The 3,001-nt window shown below is 63.4% G+C and carries 5 protein-coding genes; 1 reads left to right on the forward strand and 4 read right to left on the reverse strand.

Annotated features, from left to right (window positions below):
• A partial coding sequence (locus tag QOH60_RS24945; RefSeq protein ID WP_526424565.1) for a P-type ATPase actuator domain-containing protein occupies positions 1-664 on the reverse strand: 664 nt, incomplete at its 3' end.
• A 100-nt stretch (positions 665-764) separates the two neighbouring features.
• Between QOH60_RS24945 and QOH60_RS24950 the strand changes: the two genes are divergently transcribed.
• Positions 765-1,118 carry an ArsR/SmtB family transcription factor gene (locus QOH60_RS24950; protein WP_526424566.1) on the forward strand — a complete coding sequence of 118 codons (354 nt, stop codon included), beginning with the start codon at positions 765-767 and terminating at the stop codon, positions 1,116-1,118.
• A gap of 465 nt (positions 1,119-1,583) precedes the next feature.
• Here the strand turns inward: QOH60_RS24950 and QOH60_RS24955 are convergent, their stop codons facing one another.
• The 3 genes from QOH60_RS24955 to QOH60_RS24965 all read right to left on the reverse strand — a co-directional run.
• A complete protein-coding gene (locus tag QOH60_RS24955; RefSeq protein WP_526424567.1) occupies positions 1,584-2,063 on the reverse strand; it encodes a DUF2231 domain-containing protein in 480 nt (159 codons plus the stop codon).
• 51 nt (positions 2,064-2,114) lie between these two features.
• The gene (locus QOH60_RS24960) at positions 2,115-2,453 is read right to left on the reverse strand and encodes a ferredoxin (protein ID WP_526424568.1); all 339 of its coding nucleotides are present in this window, start codon (positions 2,451-2,453) and stop codon (positions 2,115-2,117) included.
• Positions 2,384-3,001 (reverse strand): NADH-ubiquinone oxidoreductase-F iron-sulfur binding region domain-containing protein (locus QOH60_RS24965; protein WP_526424569.1); only part of this gene is annotated, 618 nt, incomplete at its 5' end. The genes QOH60_RS24960 and QOH60_RS24965, both read right to left, overlap by 70 nt.

A 3,001-nucleotide genomic window follows, 5' to 3' on the forward strand; every position in this document is an offset into this window, starting at 1 on the left:
CACGGATGCGTAGTACGCCTCCGCCGTTTTGTGTGCCTGCGAAGACATGGTCGTCGATGTTCTTGTTGACAGGTAGCGGCTCTCCGGTGACCGATGATTGATCGACGTCGGATGCGCCGCCGACGACGACTCCGTCTGCTGAGACTCGCTCACCGGGTCGGACGATGACAAGTTCACCCACCCGAAGGTCTTGCGGATTGACTGAGTGTTCGACTCCGTCGGCGTCGATCCGCGTTGCCCGCTCAGGTGCCAAGTCGAGCAGACCTTTCACCGAATCCTCGGTGCGCTTGGTCGCTGCATCCTCCAACGCGCCGGAAGTCGCGAAGATGACGATCAGCAAGGCCCCATCGAATATCTGTCCAATGGCGGCTGCGCCGATAGCGGCCACCACCATGAGCAGATCGACGTCGAGCGTTCGAGAACGCAACGCCTGAATGCCTTCCCAGGCCGGTGACCACCCGCCGGTGAGGTAGCACGCCAGATAGAGCGTCCACCAAATTGCAGATGGAGCGTTGAGCAGTTGGGCAGCAAGTCCGACTAGGAATAGGCACAAGGCAACGACCGCCCACCGCACCGATGCGACAGACCACAGCCCCGAGACGCCCAACCGACGCTCTGCTGTCGCCGCTCTGGGGAGGGTCGGCTGTACCGTGACGGTGCTCATCAATGTTCTCCCGTCTCCATATCAACACAGTTCGTACATGTATACGTGTAGAACTCTACATGTGTCATATCCACCGACGGCAGCGTGCTTCAATTGAGGCGTGGGACACGGAGTGGAAGGCCGCGCAACGCCACCGGCAACTCTCGACCCGGTGTCAGCGGTCAAGATCGCAGAAACGTTGCAAGCCTTGGCTTCGCCCAACCGCCTCATGATCCTGACCCGATTGCGCCAGTCACCGTGCTCAGTGGGAGAACTGTCCACTGCGGTAGGGATGGAGCAACCGGCGGTGTCTCACCAGTTGCGGCTCCTACGGGCGCTCGACCTAGTGGCGGGTGACAGAAACGGTCGGAGCATCGTTTACCGCCTCTACGACAACCACGTCGCACAGCTACTCGACGAGGCCGTCTACCACATCGAGCACCTGCGGCTGGGCGCTACTGACACGACCGCTTAGCCGACGGAGGGTGGGGGGTGCCCCCTTCGGACTGAACGCCGCGCCTCGAAGGCCAGAGTCCGCTCTCTCTCCGTCAATTTCGAAAAATGGCTTCGCGCGCGATTCGCCTTCTCGATGGCTTGGACGACCGTGGCGGCAGCCTCGCCCAGTTGCTGGAGCTGGGCAGGACTCAATGATCGAACGACCAACTCTTGGACTAGGCGCACATGATCAGGAGCCGCGCCACGAATCTTCTCTTCGCCTGCAGCGGTGAGTGAGACGGTGCTGGCTGGCGCTGGGCATCACCTATGCCATCGGACATCTCGTGGGCGCAGCGATCACCTAAGCCTATCCGCGAGCCGGACGACGAACTACATTCCTGGGTCGAAGGCACCACGCATCGTGACCGCGAAGCGAGCGCCGACAGGTGCACTGCCGGCTAATCGCCCGCTTCCTCGCCGACTACCGAACTGCATAACCGAAGGGTCACGGCGCAGACGATCCCACAGCCGACTGTTTGCTCCATGTCGCTTTGGCCCCTGAATCTCCGATGCGATAGACCTGGACTGTTGACGCCACGCTCGCGATGACCACGACGGCCGCAATGAGCCACCGCGCAATGGGTTTCAGTGATTTGCCACGTGCTTCCCGAAGGTGGACGAAGACGATCAGCGCGGCCGCGGCCACCAATGCGATGGAGAAATACACCATCGTGTCACCCAGGTGTGTGTGCGCATGCAGTAGTGGGGATCGGCCTTTACGTTTCGCTAGCCATTCACCTGCGTCCGTCGTCAGTGGTGTGAGAACTGCGGTAATCACCGCCAGCGCGAGCACCAGCCATACCAATCGTTGGCGTGCCGCCGGCCAAAACGCGCAGATGATCGCGAGGACGGCGGTGAGCGGAGCCAAGATAACGATGAAATGCACGAGCAAGACGTGGGCGGGCAGCCCATTGAACGTCGACAACTGTCACTCCTCGAAATGACGCAGGGATTCGGGACAACGATCTGACACCAATTACAAACTCGTGCCTGCCTTTCGGTTACCGGGTCCGTGGTTCGCGTCGGTGAGCAATGAGAGTGCAAGCCGAGGGCACAGGTCGACTGCGGTGCGTGCCTCGGACAGCGCAGACGGTGGTACGGCGGGCTCGCGGGAGCCATCGCGAGCGATGGGGTAGCCCCAGTCGTCGCGGCCAAGCAGACGTGGCAGGAGTTCGGTGCACAGCCCGCGGCCGTGACAGCGCGTCCAGTCGATGTGCAGTCGCGTGGCTGGTTTGGATGGGTTTCTCATCGTGTTCCCGAGATGTGTTGTGGTGGGCGCCCGGTGGCGTGCATCGGCGCCAGGGCGGCTTCGCATCGGCCGTGGCGATGGTGCTCGATGTCGGAGGCGAACGTGTCGAGGGCACTGCGGGCCAGGCGGGCGGTGCCGTCGGGGTGGCGACACGAGCCCCGGCCGTCGATGACGTCGATCATCCGGCTCACCTCCTCAAGGAGTCGCTCGTCGACGCGGCCGTAGGCGAGGTCGTCGAAGAGCCGGGCCAATTGGGGCAAGCCGTTGAGACACGGCCCGCATTGGCGGGCGCTCTGCCCTGCGAGGTAGTCGAGAATGTCTGCGGTGCGGGCGAGTCCACACTGGTCGGCTGGTAGCGCGTGGATGATGCCGGCACCGGGGCTGGCGCCGAGGTGGGCCAGGCCGGCACGCGACAGTCGGGCGTCGGTGAGCATTGCGCCGGGAATCCAACTGCCGTGGTAGCCGCCCAGCAGTACGGCGCGAAGCGCGCCGGGGTCACCGGTGTGCCCGACGAGGTCGGTCAATCGCGTTCCCGTCGGGACTTCCAAGACCGAGCCCGTCGTTGGTCCGCCGGTCAAAGTGACGAGCATGGTCCCCGGCTCGGAGGGATCGCC

The sequence above is a fragment of the Mycobacterium sp. genome (assembly GCF_032159765.1).
Classification (GTDB): domain Bacteria; phylum Actinomycetota; class Actinomycetes; order Mycobacteriales; family Mycobacteriaceae; genus Mycobacterium.